Annotated in this window: 20 protein-coding genes; all 20 read right to left on the minus strand. The window is 36.3% G+C overall.

What is annotated here, in order from left to right; genetic code table 11:
* Positions 1-34: 34 nt before the first annotated feature.
* The 20 genes from BN4609_RS08470 to BN4609_RS08560 all read right to left on the minus strand — a co-directional run bounded on the left by BN4609_RS08470 (position 35) and on the right by BN4609_RS08560 (position 18,375).
* Positions 35-367 carry a cupin domain-containing protein gene (locus BN4609_RS08470; protein WP_164071619.1) on the minus strand — a complete coding sequence of 111 codons (333 nt, stop codon included), beginning with the start codon at positions 365-367 and terminating at the stop codon, positions 35-37.
* A 332-nt stretch (positions 368-699) separates the two neighbouring features.
* Positions 700-1,845: a nucleotidyltransferase domain-containing protein gene (locus BN4609_RS08475; RefSeq protein WP_068856208.1), complete on the minus strand. Its 1,146-nt coding sequence runs from the start codon at positions 1,843-1,845 to the stop codon at positions 700-702.
* On the minus strand, positions 1,806-2,561 hold the full coding sequence (locus tag BN4609_RS08480) for a glycosyltransferase family 2 protein (protein ID WP_068856210.1): 756 nt from the start codon (positions 2,559-2,561) through the stop codon (positions 1,806-1,808). Before BN4609_RS08480 ends, BN4609_RS08475 begins: the two co-directional genes overlap by 40 nt.
* A gap of 19 nt (positions 2,562-2,580) precedes the next feature.
* Positions 2,581-3,135: a WcaF family extracellular polysaccharide biosynthesis acetyltransferase gene (locus BN4609_RS08485; RefSeq protein WP_068856377.1), complete on the minus strand. Its 555-nt coding sequence runs from the start codon at positions 3,133-3,135 to the stop codon at positions 2,581-2,583.
* A 28-nt stretch (positions 3,136-3,163) separates the two neighbouring features.
* Entirely contained in the window at positions 3,164-4,255 is a 1,092-nt protein-coding gene (locus BN4609_RS08490; RefSeq protein WP_068856212.1) for a glycosyltransferase, read from the minus strand.
* A gap of 13 nt (positions 4,256-4,268) precedes the next feature.
* Positions 4,269-5,351 carry a glycosyltransferase family 4 protein gene (locus BN4609_RS08495; RefSeq protein ID WP_068856214.1) on the minus strand — a complete coding sequence of 361 codons (1,083 nt, stop codon included), beginning with the start codon at positions 5,349-5,351 and terminating at the stop codon, positions 4,269-4,271.
* 24 nt (positions 5,352-5,375) lie between these two features.
* Positions 5,376-6,320 (minus strand): SGNH/GDSL hydrolase family protein, encoded by a 945-nt coding sequence (locus tag BN4609_RS08500; protein WP_068856216.1) that lies wholly within the window; start codon positions 6,318-6,320, stop codon positions 5,376-5,378.
* Between the two features lie 78 nt (positions 6,321-6,398).
* Entirely contained in the window at positions 6,399-7,427 is a 1,029-nt protein-coding gene (locus BN4609_RS08505) for a glycosyltransferase family 2 protein (RefSeq protein WP_068856218.1), read from the minus strand.
* A 124-nt stretch (positions 7,428-7,551) separates the two neighbouring features.
* The gene (locus BN4609_RS08510; RefSeq protein ID WP_068856221.1) at positions 7,552-8,250 is read right to left on the minus strand and encodes a glycosyltransferase family 32 protein; all 699 of its coding nucleotides are present in this window, start codon (positions 8,248-8,250) and stop codon (positions 7,552-7,554) included.
* Positions 8,251-8,310: 60 nt separating this feature from the next.
* Positions 8,311-9,531, minus strand: a complete 1,221-nt coding sequence (locus tag BN4609_RS08515) for an O-antigen ligase family protein (RefSeq protein ID WP_068856223.1) — start codon at positions 9,529-9,531, stop codon at positions 8,311-8,313.
* Between the two features lie 123 nt (positions 9,532-9,654).
* Positions 9,655-10,638 (minus strand): glycosyltransferase family 2 protein, encoded by a 984-nt coding sequence (locus BN4609_RS08520; RefSeq protein ID WP_068856225.1) that lies wholly within the window; start codon positions 10,636-10,638, stop codon positions 9,655-9,657.
* Position 10,639: 1 nt separating this feature from the next.
* Positions 10,640-11,176, minus strand: coding sequence for an LbetaH domain-containing protein (locus BN4609_RS08525; protein WP_084791442.1), 537 nt, complete (start codon positions 11,174-11,176; stop codon positions 10,640-10,642).
* Positions 11,173-11,955, minus strand: coding sequence for a glycosyltransferase family 32 protein (locus tag BN4609_RS08530; RefSeq protein WP_068856227.1), 783 nt, complete (start codon positions 11,953-11,955; stop codon positions 11,173-11,175). Before BN4609_RS08530 ends, BN4609_RS08525 begins: the two co-directional genes overlap by 4 nt.
* A 12-nt stretch (positions 11,956-11,967) precedes the next feature.
* Positions 11,968-12,933, minus strand: a complete 966-nt coding sequence (locus BN4609_RS08535) for a glycosyltransferase family 2 protein (protein ID WP_068856229.1) — start codon at positions 12,931-12,933, stop codon at positions 11,968-11,970.
* A 22-nt stretch (positions 12,934-12,955) separates the two neighbouring features.
* Positions 12,956-13,921: a glycosyltransferase family 8 protein gene (locus BN4609_RS08540; protein WP_068856231.1), complete on the minus strand. Its 966-nt coding sequence runs from the start codon at positions 13,919-13,921 to the stop codon at positions 12,956-12,958.
* Positions 13,922-13,923: 2 nt separating this feature from the next.
* Positions 13,924-14,745 carry a glycosyltransferase family 2 protein gene (locus BN4609_RS08545; RefSeq protein WP_068856233.1) on the minus strand — a complete coding sequence of 274 codons (822 nt, stop codon included), beginning with the start codon at positions 14,743-14,745 and terminating at the stop codon, positions 13,924-13,926.
* Positions 14,746-15,216: 471 nt separating this feature from the next.
* The gene (locus BN4609_RS15770) at positions 15,217-15,726 is read right to left on the minus strand and encodes an acyltransferase family protein (RefSeq protein WP_084791445.1); all 510 of its coding nucleotides are present in this window, start codon (positions 15,724-15,726) and stop codon (positions 15,217-15,219) included.
* Positions 15,710-16,654 (minus strand): glycosyltransferase, encoded by a 945-nt coding sequence (locus tag BN4609_RS08550; protein ID WP_068856235.1) that lies wholly within the window; start codon positions 16,652-16,654, stop codon positions 15,710-15,712. The genes BN4609_RS15770 and BN4609_RS08550 overlap by 17 nt, the downstream gene beginning before the upstream one ends.
* A 16-nt stretch (positions 16,655-16,670) precedes the next feature.
* Complete coding sequence (locus BN4609_RS08555) at positions 16,671-17,738, minus strand: acyltransferase family protein (protein ID WP_068856237.1); 1,068 nt, start codon at positions 17,736-17,738, stop codon at positions 16,671-16,673.
* Positions 17,725-18,375, minus strand: a complete 651-nt coding sequence (locus tag BN4609_RS08560) for a PglD-related sugar-binding protein (RefSeq protein ID WP_241033231.1) — start codon at positions 18,373-18,375, stop codon at positions 17,725-17,727. The genes BN4609_RS08555 and BN4609_RS08560 overlap by 14 nt, the downstream gene beginning before the upstream one ends.

Here is an 18,375-nt window from a genome sequence, read left to right on the forward strand (position 1 = left end):
TGTCTGTTCTTATCATTACGACGCATGCCTTTATCTATACCACCGCGCATCCTATGGTGAGAATCTCACAGTCGGTCACAGCCTCCATCTCATGTGCGGTACCGGCAGGCACGCTCACAAATCCGTCGGCACCGAACACCTCTGTATCCTCCCCCACAGTGATGCGTATGCTTCCACGCCTTACAAGAAAAAACTCGTCCATCGTAGGATGGCTGTGCCTCTCAGCCCTCTCTCCCTTTACTAACGATGTAACCGCAATCTGAGTGACCGGCGACGACACGTCCCCGTTACTCACCAACACCCGCTTCATGCCACAGCCATGGGAGGTGGACTGAGGCGCGATGGAGTTCAAATCAGCTTTTCTCACAAATATATTTTTATAAATATCCGCAAATGTCCCTTACGCCCGACAACCGTTGGCAGACACCTTTTTGCGTTAACATTTTTATGTTAATCGTGACCACTAATGCAGAGTTGTCCAACCGTCTGATTTCCAGCGCGTTGTCAAACGTGCTTTTCGAGCGTCCGAAAAAGCCCGTTCCAGCTCACAATACAGGCTGTTTCACCGTTCAAAACAGCCCGTTCCAAGTCACCGGATGGCACATGCCGATAACCGGACGATTGATAACGTTTTTTAGTCGCATATTTGCAAGTATGAGCGGAAAGCGGATATTCGTATATATTTTTCTTTCTGCGGTCTCACGCTTTGGTGTGCCGCAACCGCCATCCGTTCCAATACTTACGATAGAAAAAGAAAAAAATCCGGTATGTTATTTCAGAGAAATATTCCTCCGTATAATTGCGCAACAGTCTCATGTTGTATCGCTCACGGCGGAAGAAACTGCCCAACGGGCTGTCTGCCTGACGTATCGCCTTCAGGGCATCATTATACATTCCGAAGTTTCCGCCTTTCAATATATTGTCCAACAACATCCTTCCGGCTTTCGCGTCAGGTGCGGCAATCATAAATCTATCATCCATGTTCAGCACGGTCTTCAACACATACATAACCGCACCGGCAAACTTTGTCATATGAAAGTCGCGCAGCCTGCCCGTCACCGCCTCACGGTCAAGCGTCCTACAGCCGCGCGTCAACAGATAATAATAATCGACAATCTGCCTCAGCCCCACGCCTTCCTCCAGAAAATGATGCATTATGTGTCCGAGCAAGGCTATGACATTAAGGTCATCTGTCGGTGCGGTTATCATCCCCTGCCCGTCAGGCAGTTCAACATTATGCTCCATCTGTCTCGGAGTCTCCTGCCTCCAGTATTGCATCATCTTTCTGTTGCGCCACGGATTAAGCAGAAAAGTCGGAAAGAAATGCACTTCTATGAGCGGATCCTTCACCATACGGAAATCTATATGATGATAGCTCACAGTCTCAAGCGGCGATATGCCGCGTATGTATTTTATTATTTTTTCGCGTCCGCCTTCAAGCCATATATCAATGTCACCACCCTGCCGTCTGAGCGGATGCGGATAATATGCCGCGACACCCACGCCCTTGAATATGCACGAGCGGAAGCCCGCCTTTGCAAAACGGCGCTGCACACCCATTGCCTGCATATTCTGACGGCGGCTCATCTGTTCAATACGAACAACAGTCATTGCCCAGCGCATCGCCAGCGAACGTGGAGGTCTCTGCTCCGCATCAAGCCTGTCAATGCCATCGGCACACACGCCTATCAGAGTCTGACGTGCCGCCATGTCATACAAAGCCTGCCATTCTTCCGCAGTAGGCACGACAGAGAGTCTGCTACGTGTGCCTACCGCCACCTGCAACAGTTCGAAAAAAATCCCGGTCACTTCCACTTTGCCGATATGAACTGCGGAACCTTCCATAACATTTTTTCCACCTTGGTAATTTGCGGACATTTGAAATGATGCGACGAATACACTCTGATGTCCTCGTCCCACATTTTTTTCCTCTTGGCGTTATCGGTGCTCAGTCCGCCCATACGCATCCTGACGACATAACGTCTCATGTAGTGTACTTTCAAATCGTTCTCCAAAAGGTAGCGCACCAGCAAGTCTGTGTCTGCCGCAATCTTATAACTCTCGTCATAAAGCCCGAGACGCATCATCACATCGCGTCGGATGTAGCACGTAGGATGCAGCGGCAACCAACCGTGGCGCACTTTCCACTTAGAGTATCTGCCGCCAATCCAATTGCGCACCACCTTATTTATATCATTCTCATCAACATAGATTCCATCGGCATATACGAAATCAGCACCTGTGCGTTCAAACGCCTCCATGACATCAGACACGACATGTTCATCATAAACAAAGTCGTCAGAATGGACAAGCCCTATCACGTCTCCTGTCGCCGCACGTATCCCCTTGTTTATCGCCTCATACATGCCATGGTCCGGTTCGCTTATTATCCTTCCGATGCGTCCTCTGTATTCGTTTATCACATCCAACGAGCCGTCTGTAGAGGCTCCATCCACAACAATATACTCCGTATTGTCATAATCCTGAGCCAGCACGCTTTCTATCGCTCCGCGTATCGTGGCATTGCGGTTATAACATGAAGTGATTATAGAAATTCTCATAGCCTGATAAAAACCAATGTTATTCCTTTATAATTCGTTTTCTTATACATACAGCAGGATTACCCTGATAAATCCCGTTCTCAGACAAATCCTTCGTGGCAACACTACCGACAGTCAATATTGCCTGTGTATGAACTGTGACCCCGGGACAGACCGTTGCCTGAGCGCCAATCCAAGCACCATCCTCAACACTTATCGGTGCATTGCGGTAAGGCATTGACGTCACGGTATAATCATGATTGCCTGTAAGAAGCATAGCTCCTTGTGATATACACACATTGTTTCCAATTACCACATAGTCCAGATTATCTATCCAACAATGCTCGCCAAGCCAACAGTTGTCACCTAAGGTAAGTTTCCAAGGAAACTTCACCGTAACATTATTCTTTATAATAAGCCCCCGCCCTATCTTAGCTCCGAAAGCACGGAGCAGAAAAATCTTTATCCCCATAAACGGATTCCAGGAAGCACGTACAAACATTGCACTTACGAAAAACCATAAGGCCTGCTTCATGCCCCCTGCTCCTTTATCGAAGTTTCCAGTTGTGAATGAAGCCAAATTAACTTTTTCCATAACTTTAGAATGAATAAAAACATGTAGATTATCTCCGCAACTTATCATACATCCTCACCATATCCTCTGCCATCTTCATTGAGGAATACTTATTCTCGACAAGTTTCCTTCCATTACGTCCCATGCGTTCGAGCTCATCGTCTGTCAGCGCGATAAAATTGCGTAATGCAGCCGTAAGCGCGTCTGCGCCAATCTCTGTCCACCATCCACAGCCAGCGGTCTCAAGTTCTTGCCACGGAGCGCCTTTTGTTGTGATGACAGGGGTTCCGCAAGCAAGAGACTCAGCCACCACAATGCCGAAATTCTCATTGTGAGTCGGCAACACAAACACGTCTGCATGTCTGAACAGTTCCCATTTACTGTCGCCGTATACTCCACCGACAAACTTAATCATATGCTCAACTCCGAGACAGACGGCAAGTTGACGCAATTCATTTATATAACTCTCATCACCCTCACCGGCGACTTTAACACAATAGCCATCCAGCTCATCCTTAAGAGAAGCAACCGCCTCAACAAGAAAGTTTATGCCTTTCTTCACATGGACTCTCGAAAGAAACAGAATCTCCCTGTTACGTCTCCACGAGCGTTTCATATCGACTTTGTCCACGTCAATGCCGTTGGCAATCACCTCTATCTTGTCGTTGTAGCCCAAGCGTAACAGATTGTCTTTCTCGCTGTCAGCGGTAGCATGTATACTGTCAGCCCTGAGCACAGCACGTTTCTGATAAAGCAACAGTGCCGGCAGCTTGCGCGTCCAATAATGACGAGACATTATCCATGGTTCAAGCATACCGTGAGGCGAGAGCACTACCTTCACGCCCATCTGCTGCGCCCACTTCTGCGCGAAGGCACATCCGGGCATCCAACAGCAGTTCACGTGAACCACATCCGGACCTATCTTTGCAATCATCAACTGCCATTCCCGTTTCATCCTCCCGGAGAAGAACGGACTGATATAATGAATGCGGCAATTGTCCAACGTTACAGGATTGTCCGACTCATGGCTAACCACGTGCAGCTCCACCAGTTTTCCAAGCTTGTCGGCAAGCAGCTGCATATAAGCCGTGGTGCCTCCGGAAGCCCTGTCTATACTGGGAATATAATGTATTATTTTCATTCTACACCTTATGTTATAACTGTTCCACAACAGAATAAGCCTTCTCCGCCATCTGTGCTGGCATGAGATGCGTCCTCACAAGTTCTTTCGCATTCTCTCCGAGCCTTCGTATCTCAGATTGTCCGATACCGCTTATAACAGATATGCATTCATCCATATCTTCGAATATCATTCCGTTATGAGAATTCCTTATATAACTGTATTCCACACACTGCTTGGTATGTTCACTTCTTCTGAACGTGAAAACAGGCAGTCCGTAAGCCATAGCCTCAACAATAGAGAGTCCCACCCATCCTGGCTGGAAATATATGTCGGCTATGGCAAACAGTTCACGCTTCACATTCGTGTCATACACTGCGCCGAAGTCATATACGTTATCAAACATGCTGAAATCCGGTTTGTTCTTTCCTGCACCTATTATTATAAATCCGAACTCTCTGCTGTCTAACCGTCGCATAGCCTCAACCAACAAATCCGTGCGGCGGTAGTTGGATTCAAAACGGGCACAGAAAATCAGTATCGTTTTCTCTTTTATGCCATATTTATCCTTCAGTGCTAACTTGTCACCATTATATGCCAACATATCGCTGACGCCCGACAAGGTGTTGTCAAGTGCCGCCATCTTTTTATTCGGAAACACCTTGCGCCATTGCTCCAACTCCTTCTGCATATACAGCCACACACCGTCAGCCAATGCCATCTGCCATCGTAGTTTCCAGTCGGGTTTGTGCTCTTCCTCTAAATAACGTTTCACTGAGATTCCCTGTCCCCACAATATTATCTTTTTTCGATGCAGAAACTTCGTGAGCAACAGCAGCCACGTAGTGATGTGTGCAAAGTGCAGCATCAGCACGATTACATCATACCTTTTGTCAAACAGCATCCTCGGGTCATAAAACAGAAAGCCCTTTACCTGTCTGTTCGGAATAAATCTCAGTTTTTCAGTATTTATCTTAAAGCCGTTCTTACGGGTTTCATCAAACGAGTTGTATACATATACATCCATCGTCTCACACTTCTGTCCCAGCAATTCGAAAAACTCCTCCCGATAATGAGGTACCTCCGGCTGCAATATGGCAACACGTTTCTTTTTCATATCCTGATTATTCTCTTTTTATCTTTACAGTTTCCTTGCCGGCTGCTTAAGATATTCATCATACATCTTCACCAACTGCGTTGCCATAAATCTCTGCCCCGCCTCGTTAAAATGAATCTTGTCATGATACATATTCTCCTTCTCTCCGGCTTTCAGTCCTTCCACAAGTCTCACCCCATGAGCCTCAGCCCACTCTATTATCATCTGCCCCATCTCGTTATAACTCCCGGCCTTTACCTCGTCCTGCTCAGCATGAAGATAAATAGCCATCGGAATGTTTTTCTCCCGTGAAATCTCCAGCAACTGGTCAAAACCTTTGTCAAACAAAGCAGACTTCTGTCTCACAGTATTCTTGAATTCAATATTCTTAACCACCTGTTGGTCGGGATCAAGCTTCACTTTTGTTCTCCACAACCACACCTTTATCCTCAATAAAACATATCTGTCGATAAGCTCAGCCCACGCCAGTTTATACTGTCTGTCGGGATATGTCGGCACAACGCCAACCACCGGAACGTGTGTCATCACGTCGAATGCATCATGGCTGCTGCACACCAGAATCATTGCGCTGGCACCAAAAGTTCCATTCTCCTTCAGGTAAGCAGCACAATTGTCCGGTCCCCAGCTTCCGGCTGAGATATTCAGCATCTGCGTACCCGTCGCCTCGGAGAACAATGTCGAGGCAAGCAAGTCCTGATCCATCCACGTACCACCGAATATCACAGAGTCGCCAAGTCCCAACACCCTCACCTTAGTAGAGTCCGGCTCATCGTTGCGCTGCGAATAAGAATTATAATATATATGCGCCCCAAATCTATGTCTGTCCTGATTGGGCTGTGCTATATATTCATATTTGTCACTTTCACGATAAAGTAGGGCGTCACAAAAGCCGAAAGCGAAACGAAGTATAAATTCTATACAAAAGATAATAAATAAAAATATATAAATAAATAGTGATATTTTTTTCATATATCTATTTTAGAAATTGAACATACTTCTAAGCCTATGCAATATAATAGCAAATGAAACATTATAAATTTTAAATTATCACTGTCTTACCAACATATTTAATATCTTCTTTATATAATGTTGAAAAGCAAAAAGACATCCAACTAAAAATGGAGATTTTAATAAAACACATATATAAAATAATTTATAATAAAAATTATCACTTGACCAATCATGAACTTTACATGATTCAATAAACTCTCTATTTTGTAAAAAAGATTTTATCCTCCTCACTTTCTTCAAAAATGATAGAGGGCATCCTTTTTTAAACATATTCCATATATACTGCCAAATTAAATAATACTGGATTTCTATACGTTCATGTTTTATTTGTATCTCATCTATATTACTTTTACGTTTAATTTCATCTTTGAGATCCAAAAAAACATTCCAACTATCTTCAATATTTTTATGATATCTGCTCATTGCACTTCCATATGATGCAATATATACATATCCCGTTCTAGGTATAAATTGTATATTTTTTGCAGATAAAAAAGCTTTCATTTTAAATATCCTATCTTCATTCATTGTAAATCTTGTATCAAATAAGATATTATTCTTTTTAAGAAAGCTTGTATTAAACAATGTATGCCATGGGGCATTCCCTACCTGATTGGCAATTTGTATATAATATTCTGTACCAACTATATTTTGTAATTTTATATTTTGTTCTTTTAAAATATTATAACTTTTATTACCATTAATACTTATTTGAGTGAATCCACCTTCTATGATTTCACTATCTGGAGTGATTGCATCTACAAAATATTGTAAATGCTCTTTTTCCAATCTATCATCTGCATCCACAAAGCACAACCAACGCCCATTTGCACTATTTATACCTAAATTTCTTGCATTACTTACTCCAGCCTGCTTAGTTTTTATTAATCTTATTCTTTTGTCTTTTAAAACATATTTATTTATTATATCAAGTTGTGATATTTGATTCTCACCATTACTAACTAATATAAGTTCCCAATCGGTATATGTTTGCGCACACACATCTAATAAAATGTTCTCCAAATATTCAGCAGCATTATAGCATGGTATTATAATTGATATCATATATATTATTATTTATGTTTGCTATATTAATTATGATGAAAAATAACATACCATTATCATCATTCATACAAATGATTATCTATAAATATCAACTATATTTTTATTAATATATGACAATATTTCTTTATAAAATTGCTTGAAACTTTCTCTTACAAAAAATATATATTCTTTTTAAAAAGCTGCCACTTCTCCATGAGCCCCAACAATAATGCACACCTATAGTATTTTTTGTCTTTTTAATTTGCAAACCATGTTTTAATATCGGGGGATTAAAGTACTCACGTGGAATAATTGTTACATCATCCTTATATTTATCCTTATTCTTTATATAAAATTCTGTTAGAGCTTCAGGACCAGTAACCCACTCCACCCTATTTTCATGTAGGTGTAATAATTCTTCTTTTTTAAATATACATTCTATAAAATCTTTATAAAAGGCGCCATTAGGAGCAGATCCCAAAACTGCATTTCCAAGTTTATATTCATCTGCAGAATTACGGCTTTCCATTAGCAACTGGTTTTTCTCAAGCATCCAGTCTGGAATTTCTTTTATTAATTTATAATCAGTATCAAAATAAAATCCTCCATAAACATAAAGATATATTAATCTGGCAATATCTGCTTTAGCAACACCTTTTGATATTGAAGAAAATACATTATAATATTCAGGGAAATATGTCTTTACCAATCTATCATTATCATCATCATCATGAAACATATAAGTCCATCCCTTTAATTTATTCTGCATTCTTCTTACGAGCACATTTTCTTCCCAAGAAATGTCTTTCGTTCGCGCAGTCTGATGTATTATTTTTGGTATCATATTCTGTGGGTGATATTAATTATACTATATTAGTATGTAACCTTTTTATAATCCTATCCATTATTTATTATAAGCCACATTTATTGGCAACATCAATTGTGGATATCTCTTACTTAAAGTTTTATGCTCTATCATAATTCCAACACTCAACCATATAACCAGACACATATACCATCCAGCCTGGAACATATAACCTTCAATAATTGAGTGAATGGACATAAAGATAAAGCCTGCATATATAAGTATCATGTCAGGATTGTTGCCTATCTTCTTCGGCATCATAATAGCGGCAATCCAAATTAATATGACAATAATAAAGCCTACTATTCCAGCCTGTGCCAGTACTGATATGAAACTTCCACCTGATTCATTTCTTCCTACTTGCTTATTATCACCTACTCCATGAGCAGCAAACCCAACTCCAAAAATCGGAGAAGACCGGAATTCTTCCATTCTTTGTGACCATAATGCATCTCTTGATGTATTTTCAACAGTAATTTCCAAACCATTCTTTTTATTTAACATCGCATCCGCATTATCTATTAACACCGGTGCAAAACATAATGCTGTGCAGCCTATTATAATAAGGTTCCGTATTAATGTAGTTACTTTTCTCGATTGCATCTTTATTATAAGCAACGAGCATGCCAGTGACAAGAAGAATGCAGAACGAGACGCTGAAATTATCGTTATATAAAGACTTACCAATATCATTGTATAACATATTATTTTTAATATTCTGTTCTGCAATGACTTACGGAAAGCCATACTCACAAAGAACAACGTACTCATAGCACCCGCACAACTTGTCCACATAGCAAAATTTGCAAAACCGGAGAATTCTCCGATTATACCCATAGCCTGCATATATTCATCTATATATATTTGATTTATACCGGTAATTTTTGCATAAAAATTTGCAAGTGTTGCTAGTCCGAAGCCCAAAAATATGCAATTAAATAATTTTATCTTATACTGATGCCATCCTAATGAATTTGAAGGCATTGACATATATAGAATTATTGTAAACAGCACCAATCTTAAATCCAATACCATATTGATGGTACTCGATAACCATAAAAACACACAAAATGCTATAAAAAGATTCCCATTTTTATGCATTGGTCTTTTATATCTGAATTCCTTAAATAGAATCATCAAAAAAGACAAATAATATACAAACTGAGGAAACCATTTTGGAAACAAATTGGTAAAGATAAAAAATACCGTTATCAATTCATAACTGTTCTTAGTAAGATATTGCCTAAAAATTTTTATCATATATTATTGTCTATTTTATCATTCACTATATTCTTTTTCTATAAAATCATTATTAAAAGGCTGCATATTTCAGTTTTTCTCATGCTTAAACACAAACATAAGACAATTCCAGATCAAATAAAGTTATTTAATTCTACCTGGAGATGAATTTAATGATTGCATCAATTTATAAATTGTAATGACATTTTTAGGAAAGATAGAAAATAAATATCCCTCAATCTTATATTTCAGAATTCTACTATTTAGTAGATTCTTGAATAAATATTTGTTTTCAAACAATAATCTGTTTATGTTCTTTTGTTCAGTCTTATCCATTTTAAATGTATTAAACAAAATTACATTAATATTCATTGCGATATAATCGCACATATTTTGTATTACTTCGTTTTCTTTTATTATCTCACTTTTAAAAGTATCAATATACTTTATAACACTTAACATGTCGTAAGCCCTTTTCGGATTTATTTTTCGTGTTGTTGATGTAGGATTTAAATACACATAATAACAAACCTTTGAGATTGCACCGATCCTTGATGCATTATAAAATAATCGTGGATAAAATTCCGTATCTTCATGGAAGATCCGTTCTTTAAATTTCAAATTATAATCCAGTAAATATTTTTTTTCCCATATTGCATAGGTCGGAGAAATAAAAAATCTTTTATCTGTTAAGACTTCTTTACCTGTTAAAATTTTATCCTCATCAAAATCACACCATTTCCCCATATGTGTTCTATAACATGTTGCGTGCGCAACCAAGACTCCTGTCAATGAAAAATTTTCCAGTCTGTTTAAAATTAATGAAAGGCAATCCTCTTCAATCCAATCATCAGAATCAACAAACCATATGTATTTACCCTGCGCCTTTGACAACCCATTATTTCTTGCAGCACCTTGCGCGGCATTATCTTGGTAATAATATTTTATACAATCATATTTCGCTTGTAATCTATTTATTATCTGCTTTGTATTATCTGTAGAACCATCATCTACGACAATTATCTCATACTTCTCCTGTGATAAATCCTGATTAATGCACGACATCAAGCATTTTTCTATGTATTTCTCAGAATTATATGCCGGAATTATTATTGATATATCTATCATCTTATTTTTTCTTATATATTATCATACATGGATTGCCTTTTACAAAGGAGTTTTCTGGAATATCTTCCGTAACTAAGCTATTCGCACTGATTGTAACATTATTTCCTATTTTTATTGCACCGGCAATTACTGCTCCTGTATATATTCTCACATTGTCCACAATAACAGGTTTACCTTTCTTTCCCCATCCAACCGTTACATTCTGATTAAAGCAAAAATTTTTACCAATCCTTTCTGCAACAATAATTGAAGAAAAGCCATGTTCAACTCTTAAACCTCCACCGATATTCTTTGTATGAATATAACATGTTCTTTCTCTTCTTAAAAATAAATTCAAAAAATGTCTTACAGCAAAAGGTAATCGATAATAAAAAATATTACGGTATTCCTTTTTCTTTAATTGTAAGACAAAAGTACTTACTGATACATCACCAGAAAAACTTTGCAGATCTTCATTTATTTCTGGGATTATTCTTCTATAATAAATGAAGCATATTATATGTGGGAAGCTTATAAACCAAAATAACGCATTCATCATAACTTTAATATAAAGTCCGCCAATTTCTTTTGTAATACCATCTTACGGTATCCCAATGTCTTTTTCTTTGGATTAGTAACATCCCGAAGGGTTTGTCCTTTAGCTTTTGGATTCCAGCTTTGAGCCACACGATGAATACAAACCACATCTTTCATAGAAGTATATCCCGGCTGGTCAAACCACTGATATGGATACACATGCACCCCGTTGCTCAGCACCTGCAACTTGTTCACACTATTACGCGAATCGAATCCATAATTCTCCGCCAGTCTCATTTGCACCATAGGTATTATTGTCATGTCATAGCGCAGTTCCTGAGGCAGTTTCTCATTATGCGAACGTATAAAATGCCTATGTTCATAATATTCAAGACACTCCTTTATAAAAGGATGTTCCTTCTCCGCCCCAAAACAATGAGACGTCAATGTAACAAAATCCTCCTTACCCGGCTCATGGTGTACATAATACTCACGTCCTATAAACATTCCGTCATTCAGGAATGGATCAAACGATTTGAACATATCAATGTCTGTATCGAGCCATATTCCGCCATAATGATATACAGCATATAGTCTTACGAAATCTGCGGCAAACGCCCATTTCCTTACACTCACAGCCTCGTTTGCGAACATATTATTACATTCCGCCAGCTTTTTGGCGTCCCATAACATAAACTCATAATCCGGCAAGACCTTTTTCCATGTGTCCATACACTCTTTCAGAAACTCCGGATATGGCTCGCCGCTAAACCATGAATAATGTATAAGTTTCGGTATCATAATTAAAATACTTTATTCCAATCCTTTGAATTTAAGATAGGTTCTATTAAGAACGAAATATAACGTAATATTAAAGAATGCAATACGCATATTGATATTTCCAGGGAAATAAAAACCAGCATTCTTATACTTTCTAATCACATTGCAAAATCTTGAATGAAAAATTTTCTTATCAAGATTCAATACGTGCCACGCATAGTACAACAACCGTTTAACAAATATATTAATCTTACTATCAATCCATGGTTCAATAGATATTTGTTCCTTTTTTATCCTTTCCAACCAATGATCAAGAACTACGAACGAGTCATCTATACCGTTTCTATACGAATTAGCATTACGTACAGCCGAGTCTTTCCTTATTATGTAATTATATAAATTCACATTCAACTGTATTGGTTTCTTAACATAGAGCTGATACAAGTACATAAATTCAAGGTCCTCCGCCATACGCAAGCCTTCAGAAAATCTCAGATTATGACGTTCTATCATCTCACGTTTATACCATACACACCAATGTGTATATATCACATATTTAATGAAGAAATCATTTTTCTCCTCACCTATAACATCACCAGTCTTTATTATTTGCCTGTTTCCGGTCTCCTCTTCGATACGCGTATGTCCAAATTGTACGTAATCGCTGTCACACCTTTTAATCTTATCAATACAATTATTTATTTCATTCCCAGTAATAAAATCATCTCCATCTACGAACCATATCCATTCTCCTCGCGCGACATCCAGGCCTGCATTACGAGCCGTTGAAACACCACCGTTCTTCTTATGTATCACCTGTACACGTTCATCTTTCTCTGCATATTCATCACACATTGCAGGGCAACCATCAGGACTTCCATCATCTACAAGTATCAGTTCCCAATCGCCTTTCTGAAAGATGATGCTTTCAATACATTCCCTAAGATATTTTTCAACTTTATAAACGGAAACTATGATTGATATATAGGGATAATTCATATTTATACAATTCTATTAATTCTTAGAATAATACATTATTAGGTTCCTCTATTATATTTATATCTTTACGTAAGGTCGTTTTACGTTCTACTTTATACAAACCCATTCTTTCCAAAAAAAATTTCAACTTCTGTTTCTTAGATAGATATTGTACCTTATGAATCAACTTTAATTCCGGCCACGGTGTCATCGCTATATACTTATAATAAAGCATCTTATAAGGATTAATACATTCATGGTGCCAAGGCTTTTGCGGCATACAGAAATGAATAATCGCAGGAGTTTTGCAAGCCTCTATTATCTCCGGATAATACTTCCTATCCAAATATAGCCACTCCTCTGTATATAAATAATATTCAAGTAGGTTATATTTAAACGGCAACATCTTTATCTGGCCGTGATATATCATATTAATAAGATCCTGATCGTGATTCTTCAACTTATCAGATTCTTTTCTTGCAATACTTATCGATTTTTCAAAAATATTATCCTGTCGCCATCTTTCTAAATTAATCAACAACACACCTGCATTAACATAACCATCAGACATAGGATAATTCAATCTGTTATATAAACGTATACTATCATTTATTCTATCTCTCACCCCAGCACAAGCATAACCAGATATATCGACATCCCATAAATCTTTTAACGACCGGTTTACAATGACATCGCAATCTAAATATAAGATTTTTTTAATATCAGGAAGTAAAGATGGCATTGCAAGACGGAAATATGTTGAAATGTTTATATATGCATCCTTTATAGGAAAATCTTTAAATGTAGAAATATCAATCTTATAAAAGATAACAGATATATCTTTATACGAAGACAACCAACCTTGTAATTTCTGTTTATTTTCATTAGTTATATTATCAGACAACAAATGAAACGTTATCTTCTCATTCTGGTTGTTATATATTATAGAGGCAATAACTACAGAACAATATTGAACATAATTATTGTCTAAACAAAAAGCTATATGCATATCTATATTTTTAATTTGTTCCTTTTAAAAAAGGAAAATATTCCATATACCTTTCTTGCAATCTTAACACTATATAGCATACACTTATAAAGTGCAGATCCTTCTTCAGCATGTGAGCACAACTCCTTCAACTCATTATCCCCCAAAGAATATTTCAACATACGTTTAGAAAAATATTCATTATATATTTTTAAACGTTCTTCTTTAACCTTATCTAAATTTTTACGTGACATGCCCTCGTCATTAAAAATACTAACAACTAATGGCAAATATTTATATGTTGCATCATGAAATACAATCTCATATAATTCTTGTTCCCAATCGGAAGCGATCCGAAGATCCTCTCTATATGGCCGTCGTTTCAATAATTCAGTTTTAATAAATGTTGACTGATGGCTTAACGCATACCTGATTATAATATAACAAGATAGAATTTTAGGTGCTCCCCAAAATTTTTTATGCCCATTATTATCTACACATATAGTATCACCTGATACAAAATCCGCATCATTTAAATATCTTTCAGCCTTTTCCAACACGTATTTGTCAGCAAAGTAATCTCCTGAATTTAAAAAAATACAATAATCTCCATTTGCGAATGCAATACCTTTATTCATTGCATTAAAGACTCCGGTATCTTTTTCGCTAACATATTTAGATATTATATTTCTATATTGCTCTATAATATTTTGGCTTCCGTCGTTAGAATATCCATCAATAACTATATATTCATAATTATTGTATGTTTGTTCCCGTACACTTTGTAAAGTCTTTTTTAAACCGTCTTTATTATTATAATTAATTGTTATAATTGATAATTTCATAATCTTTATATGGTATCCTTAATTATATATTACTTCTTTATTATTCGATTAATGTATTTAGATATTTTTATAAAAATAAATCCATATAAGATAGTACAATGAACGTATACTATAATCCTCATCAACAATTCCATATTATAGGAATCCGTGAGTTTTGATAATGTAATATAAGTTAAACCATTACTTAAAAACAACTCATAAGAATAAATTCCTAAATATGCCAAGAAACTGTTTATCCTTTTACTTACAATAGGTCGTTCACCTAGTACATTTAATCCAATTATTAGTAAAGCAGGACATATAGATGCTGATAAAAAATAAGGTGATCCACAATACTCTATTGCTACATTCCAGAATAATAAGGATATAATAAGTACTTTATTTAAAGTGTATTTATATTTATATCCTTGATATAATAGAATACCAAAAACAAATATTGGAATTCTAGAAACAAAACAATTATGATACCACTCAATCTTTATATATTTCAATATAAATAAAGTGATAGTAAAGTACGCAAAAAAAAGATATGTTTGGATATTTCTTGGATATCTTATATAATACAGGGAAAAACAAATAAAAGTAAACCAATGCTGAGACATACCAATTAGGTTCTTTACCTGTATTTACCCAAAAAGATAACGTTGTTAAACTATAAAAAAATTGCTTCAATGAATAATCACCATCTAGAATAAATCTATTACAAATAAAAATAATTATTAAACTAAACCAATACAAAGGAATAATTCTAATTATTCTATGATAATAAAAAGTTTTTATATTATATTTTTCATACGAAAAACAAAGTCCAAATCCACTTAAAATTAAAAATATATCAACACCTATATACCAATGTCCAAATATACGCAAAGGATTATTCCATTGAGGCCAACAGCATAAATGATATAATAATACCATTAAAATGGCTATCCCCATTAACTCTTTTCTTCTATCAATTATTGTATTATATATTTTTTCCATAGCTGTTAATTATTCTCATTTTAAAAAGGAAGTAAACCCAGCGAATAGTTCTTATTGGACAATATTTAAAGAGCTTCATAAGATCCTTTATCTTATCTTTAATTTTTTTGCGACTTTTAAATAATTCTATGGAATAATTATAAATATATTTCTTTATTATCTTTTTATCAATATTTGGATAGTTCTCAAGAATACATATATATTGATCTGGATATTTCTCTAATCTCTTTAAGAAAAATTTTGGATTTCTTGATATTCCACTCTCATGAACTCTATAAACTGTGGTATAATCACTCATTCCCCTTACTTTGCCCATTGCTGATGCATTTAAGTATAATTTAATATCTCCACTTATAAACCTTTGTTCACCTTTGATTTTATAATTAATTATTTCTTTTCTATATACAATTGATGCTGTAGGTACAATCCATGTGTTTATTAATTCGTTACCGGTATATTCTCTATCTTCAGTTTTATCAAAATGAAATTTAGTATTAAAATCCGTTTCATATATAACTTTAGCACGCGTAAAACACATCATATAGTCAGTATGACTTTCCATAAAATCAACCTGTCTTTGTAATTTATACGAATCTATCCAATAATCATCTCCTTCACAAACAGCAATATATTTACCTTTACAAGCCTCATTCATTATCTTTTGAATAGCTCCATTATGCTTTGAATATTGATTTTCCGTTTCAAATATCGGTTTTATGATGTCAGGATATTTCTCTGCATACTCTCTTATTATTGCAGCAGTACCATCCGTTGATGCATCATCATGAACAATAGCCTCAAACCTGAAATTTGTTTTTTGCATCACAAATCCTTCCAAAGCGTCACGAATATACTTTTCATGATTATATGTTATACATCTTATACTGACTATTATTGGTCTTGTATCCTTTTCTTCATTAACATTCATAACTAAAACGAGAATTTTATTTTACGAATAATTTCTTATCCAAGATATTAAATAACGGTTTTTCAACAAACCGCTGCCTAAACAAATCAAAGCCAATACAAATAATAAAAATCACAGTAACACTTATTAATGCATGTAGCACTGCATAATCGGTTGCGAACCATCCGACATTGTCCAACAGGTCCCGCCACAGCCACTGCCGCATTGTGTCGCTGTTTGCGTGAATCAACAGGACGCCGAACATGCATGAGGCGACAGTATTGATAAAGCGGCTGTTCCTTATCGGTAAATCCTTGAAATACATAAACAGGCATACAGATGTGATAACGGCCATAATATGGTTAGAGTCCGCAACCAGAATGAACTCCCGCCCCGGAGTATCAGTCATTGTAGAGAAAACCAGGACACTTGCCGCAGAAATTACAATTGATATTAAGGACATCCAACCCCATCTGATTTTCAGATTACCATATTCCAGACCATACATCCTGATGTAAGAAGATATAAAGTAAAGAATGCAAAACCACGTGACATAATTCATCGTAACGCGTATTCTTAATGTCGTTCCCAATACAGTATAAATGAACAGACACAAACCGATAAGGGCCAGATGTCTTTTCCTGTCCAGATTATGTACAAGCGCATTCAGAAAAGGTATGCACAGATAGAACAGCAAAAAGCATGATGTAAAACCGTCTGCAACACTTTTTATAGGCCAAAACATCTCATATAATACGTTTAATCCGAAGAATCTATAACCTGTCAGGACAAATACTGCATTAATCAATATGTTATAGAATTCTATTTGGAGAAGCAGCTTCAGGAATTTTCTCAACGTTATTTGTGACTTACACATGAAATACCCCGTAATAAGAACGAAACAGTTGATGCCCGTCTTGCCCCACATTCCAAACAGATAGAAAAAACATACCTTAAACGACAATTCATTACTGGGGGGGGGGGTGAGATTCTCAATTACTGGAAGTAAACCTGAGTTCACAAGATAATGATGTGACACGATAAACAGCATCACAATTATCCTATACAGTTCAATATTGGAATTACGTGCTTTATTCTTTATCATTTAATTTCTTTAAAATACGCGCAGGACTACCAACCATAACACAACCCGGTTCTACACTTTTTGTCAACAATGCACCAGCTCCTATAAAAGAATTTTTTCCTATTACGTCAACTTTCCCAGATATTGAAATAGAACCGATTCCCATAAATACGAAATCATCCACTTTAGTATAAGCTCCAATATGTGAATTAAAAGCCAAATAGCAATGGTTTCCTATATGAGAAGAGTGAGTTAAACTTGTATTGTAAGATAATACAGTATCATCTCCTATAGAAGTATCTGGATGAACTACTGAATTTATATGTACGATAACTCCAACTCCTAATTTAGCACGACTGGAAACAGTTGCTGTAGGATGTATCAATGTTGGTATTGTTCCTTTTGCATGTAATATTTTATAAAAAAGCTCACTTCTTATTTTATTATCTCCCTGACTTAATGCAAAGTTCATATTCTCCAATGATTTTAAAGAGAACAAATCATCAAATGATCCCAAGATCTTATAACCATAATAAATTTCACCGGTTCGTTCACGATTATAGTGATACAGCCCTTTTATGTGATATCCACAAGCCTCAGCTAAATCTATATAAACAACAGTATTGTGTCCGACTCCCAATATATATATATATTTCAT

This window comes from Leyella lascolaii (assembly GCF_900079775.1).
Lineage (GTDB): Bacteria > Bacteroidota > Bacteroidia > Bacteroidales > Bacteroidaceae > Prevotella > Prevotella lascolaii.